The 5304-nt window shown below is 70.0% G+C and carries 6 protein-coding genes; 5 read left to right on the top strand and 1 reads right to left on the bottom strand.

The features are described 5' to 3' along the window. Nucleotides 1-172 precede the first annotated feature (172 nt). Nucleotides 173-1003 (top strand): Tn3 family transposase, encoded by an 831-nt coding sequence (locus ACH47Z_RS46840; RefSeq protein WP_399086667.1) that lies wholly within the window; start codon nucleotides 173-175, stop codon nucleotides 1001-1003. Nucleotides 1004-1136: 133 nt separating this feature from the next. Here ACH47Z_RS46840 and ACH47Z_RS46835 read toward each other — a convergent pair whose 3' ends face one another. After that, nucleotides 1137-1790 carry a TetR/AcrR family transcriptional regulator gene (locus ACH47Z_RS46835; RefSeq protein WP_399086664.1) on the bottom strand — a complete coding sequence of 218 codons (654 nt, stop codon included), beginning with the start codon at nucleotides 1788-1790 and terminating at the stop codon, nucleotides 1137-1139. A 131-nt stretch (nucleotides 1791-1921) separates the two neighbouring features. On the opposite strand from ACH47Z_RS46835, the gene ACH47Z_RS46830 reads away from it, so the two are divergent. From ACH47Z_RS46830 to ACH47Z_RS46815, 4 genes are all read left to right on the top strand, one after another. Beyond that, nucleotides 1922-2884, top strand: a complete 963-nt coding sequence (locus ACH47Z_RS46830) for an alpha/beta hydrolase (protein ID WP_399086660.1) — start codon at nucleotides 1922-1924, stop codon at nucleotides 2882-2884. Beyond that, nucleotides 2881-3864, top strand: coding sequence for an aldo/keto reductase (locus ACH47Z_RS46825; protein ID WP_399086657.1), 984 nt, complete (start codon nucleotides 2881-2883; stop codon nucleotides 3862-3864). The genes ACH47Z_RS46830 and ACH47Z_RS46825 overlap by 4 nt, the downstream gene beginning before the upstream one ends. Before the next feature lie 65 nt (nucleotides 3865-3929). Continuing rightward, nucleotides 3930-4340 carry a hypothetical protein gene (locus tag ACH47Z_RS46820; RefSeq protein ID WP_399086654.1) on the top strand — a complete coding sequence of 137 codons (411 nt, stop codon included), beginning with the start codon at nucleotides 3930-3932 and terminating at the stop codon, nucleotides 4338-4340. Nucleotides 4341-4433: 93 nt separating this feature from the next. Next, a complete protein-coding gene (locus ACH47Z_RS46815; protein ID WP_399086651.1) occupies nucleotides 4434-5213 on the top strand; it encodes an NAD(P)-binding domain-containing protein in 780 nt (259 codons plus the stop codon). Nucleotides 5214-5304: the final 91 nt, after the last annotated feature.

Here is a 5304-nt window from a genome sequence, read left to right as displayed (position 1 = left end):
GGTGAGATCGCTCGGGTACGACTTGCGCATGCTCATGCCACAAGCCAAGCGAACCCCGAACGCCTGACCGGCGGCAATGTCCCAACGTCACACCAGCGAGCGACGACAAGCCGGACGGAAGGTCACGTTCCGCACTCTCAGTAACGCGCGTACCTGGGGCGAATGTGGCACCGTGCGCGCAGGCGGGTCCGTCGCTCCCCCCGTGGTGGCGGACCACGTCTTACTCTGCGGCGGGCGCCGGCTCCGGCAGGGTGTCGTCCTCGAGGGCCTGCCGCAGGTCGGTGTACATCCGCAGCCGCACGCCGGGCTGGCCTCGGCGCGGCTGTACCGGCCGGCGGCCGGTCAGGACGAGAAGTGGCCGAACCTGGCGCCGGTGCTGTCGACCAAGACGATCGACTGGGACCTGATCCGCCAGCAGTACGACCAGATCGTGAAGTACACCACCGCCCTGCGCCTGGGCACCGCCGAGGCCGAACAGGTCCTGCGCCGCTTCACCCGCGGCGGACCCAAGCACCCCACCTACCGCGCGATCGAGGAACTGGGCCGCGCGGTGCGTACGGCGTTCATCTGCGACTACCTCGCTGACGCCGACCTGCGCCGCGAGATCAACGACGGGCTCCAGGTCGTGGAGAACTGGAACTCCGCCAACCACGACCTGTTCTACGGCAAGGACGGCGACCTGGCCGGCTCCGACAAGGAGTCCCAGGAAGTCTCCATGCTCGCCCTGCACCTGCTCCAGTCCGCGCTGGTGCACGTCAACACCCTGCTCCTCCAGGACATCCTGAACGAGGAGAAGTGGCAGAAGCGGCTCACCGACGCCGACCGGCGGGCCCTGTCCCCGCTGTTCTGGACCCACGTGAACCCCTATGGCCGCTTCGAGCTGGACATGAACTCCCACCTCGAACTGGCCGGCGCCGTGACGACGGCCAGGGTTCCCAGCCCCCGCCCCGCGCCCGGAGTGCCCACTGCCCAGCCGGCAGGCGACCGGGCAGGCTCGGTCTGAACGGCCGCCCGGCTCTCCTCGCTCTGGTACGACCACATCAACTTCCTCGGCCGCTGCTCCTACATCCGGCCTCCGGCAACCGGGCCTGGGGCAGCGGCGCGACCCGACCGCATGGCATGCGTGATCCGGCGCGTCAGGGGATCCGGGCCTCGATGTGGGCGAGTTGGGCGGCGAGGATTTCTTCGAATGCGGCGCGGCGGTCGGCTCCGAGGGGGCGGACGTCGCGGGCGAAGTGGGCCAGGGCGGGGAAGTGTTCGGGGTCGGCGCCGAGCACCGCGACGCGGAACTGCTCCATGCCCTGTTCGCACTCCTTGGGGGTGAGGGTGCTGATACCAGCCTCGGAGGCGATCAGCGCGGCGAGGAGGATCACGGTGCGGTGATATCGCGCCGGGACCTCCTCGTCGGGCAGGCCTGATGCGCGCAGGGCCTGCAGCAGCTCTTCCATGACCAATCGGGATCCGGTGCCGCCGGACCCGTAGTGCCCCCACACCCCGGCGAGTTGGGGTTGCTCGCCGAAGGCATCGCGCAGGCGTAGGGCCAGGGCGGTGATGCGATGCTTCCAGTCGCCCTCGGGGTGGTAGCCGTCCATGGCAGTCATGAGGATCCGGTCGGCTACCGCGCGCAGCATTTCGGTCTTGTTGCGGAAGTGCCGGTAGAGGCTGGAGGAGTCGGTCCCGAGCGCTGCGGCGAGTTTGCGCACGCTGAACGACTCGGCGTCGCTCGTGCGCAGCAGTTCCGCCGCCGTGTCCAGGATCTCCTCGGTCGACCATCGCCTTCGGCCCGTCATTTCGCCCCTCTCGTCCGTGCCCAGCCTAACCTATGCACTTGTTGATGCACGCAGTGCGTGCATAATGAGGGCAACGCACTGTCCGGCCACAACGACACACCCGACATCCGGCCGGGAGGGAAGAAGGACACATGAGCGAGACCACTACCGCGACACGGCCGCCGGAGCCGGACTTCTCGGCGATCACGACCGAGGAACTGCTCGCCTACCGCGACGCGGAGAACCACTGGCGGGCCTCCAGAGCGGCGCGGACGATCCTCGGCGAGCCGGACCCCGGCGCCGCGATCGCCTGGCAGGAGATCGCGCTGCCCGGCCGCGACCTACCGGTCCGGGTCTACCGGCCGGCCTCGACGGGAGACGCCGAAGCCGCAGCCCGCACCGACCTGCCACTCGTGGTCCATGTCCACGGAGGCAGCTTCGTGGGCACGGCGGTGCAGTGCGACTGGACCAACAGCCGCCTCGCCGCGGGGCTGCCCGCCCTCGTCGTCTCGGTCGAGCACCGCCTCCTCGCCCCCGGCAGTCCGCTCGCGAATGCCGCCGACGACGGCTGGGACGTGCTCCAGCACGTGGTGCGGCACGCAGCGCAGTGGGGCGTCGACCCGGCGCGCGCGGCCGTCTTCGGTGAGAGCTGCGGCGCGCTGATCAGCGCGCTGACGGCCATCCGAGCCAGGGAGGCCGGCCTGAAGCTCAATGCGCAGGTGCTGGTCAACCCCGCAGTCGACGTGACCGAGACGATGTTCGACCACCCCTCGATCGCCGAGTACGCATACAGCCCGACCCAGGCCCTGCCGCAACTGCGGCTCTTCCAGCGGCTCGCCGTCCCGCCGGGAGCCGACGCCGGCGCAGTCTCGCCGCTGTACGCAAACGACCTGAGCGGGCTTGCCCCGGCGCTCGTGGTGGTGCCCACCCAGGACGCGGTCGCCGACCACGGCCGCCGCTACGCCGAGCGGCTGCGCGAGGCAGGGACCTCCGTGCGGCTCTCCGAATACCCGGGTGCAAAGCACGCGTTCCTCACCTTGCCCCGCGTGGAACCACAGGCCGAGGCCGCTCAGGCGGAGATCCTCGCGTTCCTCCGCGCGGCCCTGGCGAAGTGACGGAGCAACGATGCCCCCCACCCTCGGACCCGCCGGTCTCCCGACTTGGCCTCGGCTGCATGAGCATGACCGGCGCCTACGGCCCCACTGACCCGCGCGAGGCTGCGGCCACTGTGCTGGAGGCCCTCGATTCGGGCGTCACCATGTTCGACACCGGCGACTTCTACGGCGACGGAGCAAACGAGGAACTCCTCGGCCGAACCCTCGCACCGCACCGCGACCGCGCCATGCTGGCCACCAAGACCGGAGTCCGGCGCACCGCCGAGGGCCTGGTGCCCGCCGGCTCACCCAACGATCTGCGGCGTGCCTGCGAAGCGTCGCTGCGCCGGCTGCGCACCGATCACATCGACCTGTACTACCTCGCCCGCATCGACCCCGCCGTCCCCGTCGAGGAGTCCGTCGGCGCCCTGGCCGACCTGGTCGACCAGGGCAAGGTGGGCCACATCGGCCTGTCCGAAGTCTCGGCCGCCACCCTCCGCCGCGCCCACGCCATCCACCCCATCAGCGCCGTCCAGACCGAGTACTCGCTGCGGGAACGCCATGTCGAAATCGACATCCTGCCCACGATCCGCAGTCTCGGCGCTGCCCTGATCGCCTACAGCCCCCTCGGCCGCGGCCTGCTCACCGGGGCCGTCCGCGCCACCATGCGCTACGAACCCGGCGACTTCCGCGCCACCGCCCCCCGCTACAACGGCGACGCCCTCAAGGCCAACCTGACCATCGTCGACGCCATCACCCACCTCGCCGCCGCCAAGAGCGCCACCCCCGCCCAGACCGCCCTCGCCTGGCTCCTCACCCGCGGCAGCGACGTCATCCCCATCCCCGGCAGCTCCCGACGCCCCCACCTGCGCGACAACCTGGCCGCCCTCGACCTGCACCTGACCGCCACCGACCTCGGCGACATCGACGCCGCCGTCCCCGACACCGGGGCCCAGGGCGCCCGATACAGCGACCACGGCATCGCCCTGATCGACCAATGAAGGAAAATCAAGGGAGAAGCACCCTGGTGACGAAGCCATACCATGCGCGAGGAGCGCTCGCAGCGATGTATGCGGGCCTTGCGCTCACTGTCCTCGCGACGATCGCCACGTACGTCGACCGCGGCACCACCCATCTGCTGGCCGCCCACATCCGCGCCGGCTATCCCAGCTACCCCCAGGCACGGATCGACTCGGCCGTCACCACCTACCTGGTCGTCTTGTCCGTCATCGGAGCACTCGGCGTCATTGCCTGGCTCACGACAGCCTGGGCTGTCCAGGCAGGCAAACGGTGGGCCCGCCCCGCCGCGACCGTGATGTTCATGCTCGGCACCAGCGTCGGACTGGCCGGGCTGCTGACCAAGGACACCACCGGCGCGACCGGACTGCCGCCACAGCTGGGCTGGGCCGGGATGATTCCCTGCCTGGCAGGCGTCGTCGCGATCGCACTGCTGTGGAGGAGACCGCGACTGACGTGACCCCGGCCCCATGCGGCTCCGCACTCAAGGAGCCGACGACAACATCGCACCCGTACAGATATGCACCACCACAGGTCACGACCACCACACGCCATGGAGGAAGACACAGTGCAGCACATCGGCATCATCGGAGTGGGCGAGATCGGCCGGGCCATCGTCGAGGGCCTGCGCAACGAGGGCGGTGCGTCTCCAGACGTCTTCCTCTCTCCCTGGGGGGCCCGCACCGCCGCGGAACTGTCCGAGCGCTACGAGGGCGTCCAGGTGTGCGCCGACAACCAGGAGGTGGTGGACCGCTCCGAGGTGGTGATCATCGCCGTGCGCCGCCAGGACCACCACGAGGCCCTCACCGGGCTGAAGCTGGACGACGACAAGACCGTGGTCAACCTGATGGCCGGCGTCGCCACCGACGAGCTGCGCCGAACCCTCGCCACCGGCGCCCCGATCGTCCGCGCCATCCCGCTGCCCGCCGTGCGCGAGCGCCGCTCCGTCACCGTGACCTGCCCCTCACACCCGGTGGTGGACTCTCTCTTTGAACAGCTGGGTGGAGCGCTCTCGGTCGCGGACGAGGCCGCCTTCAACGTCTTCTCCGCACTGACCGGGACGCTCAGCGCCCACTACGCCTACCTCGCCACGCTCACCTCGTGGGCCACCGGCCATGGCATCGCCCCCGACGCCGCCGACCGGTATGTGCGCGGCCTCTTCCAGAACGTCGGCCGCTCCCTGAGCGACGAGACCCGCCCCCTGCACCAACTCGCCGCCGATCACGAGACACCCAAAGGGAACAACGAGCGCATCCGCACCACCTGGTTCGATCCGGCCAACGCCTCGGCCCTCACACGGGCCCTGAACGGCCTCCTCGCCGATCTGAACTAGATGATCGATTCCAAGGGATCGGCTGCGCGCGCAAGGAGAGGGAGTCCAACGTCAGTGTGTGAAGACAGAGTTGGACTCCCTCGCCACCGCA

The organism is Streptomyces sp. NPDC020192, assembly GCF_044388685.1.
In the GTDB taxonomy this organism is placed as follows: Bacteria; Actinomycetota; Actinomycetes; order Streptomycetales; family Streptomycetaceae; genus Streptomyces.
Note: the sequence above shows the minus strand (reverse complement) of the source record. Positions and strands in the feature narration are given on the sequence as shown.

What these genes read in the sequence shown, in the direction of transcription:
- ACH47Z_RS46835 (WP_399086664.1), bottom strand. Translation starts at nt 1,790, where the DNA reads ATGACGGGCCGAAGGCGATGGTCGACCGAGGAGATCCTGGACACGGCG.
- ACH47Z_RS46830 (WP_399086660.1), top strand. Translation starts at nt 1,922, where the DNA reads ATGAGCGAGACCACTACCGCGACACGGCCGCCGGAGCCGGACTTCTCG.
- ACH47Z_RS46820 (WP_399086654.1), top strand. Translation starts at nt 3,930, where the DNA reads ATGTATGCGGGCCTTGCGCTCACTGTCCTCGCGACGATCGCCACGTAC.
- ACH47Z_RS46815 (WP_399086651.1), top strand. Translation starts at nt 4,434, where the DNA reads ATGGAGGAAGACACAGTGCAGCACATCGGCATCATCGGAGTGGGCGAG.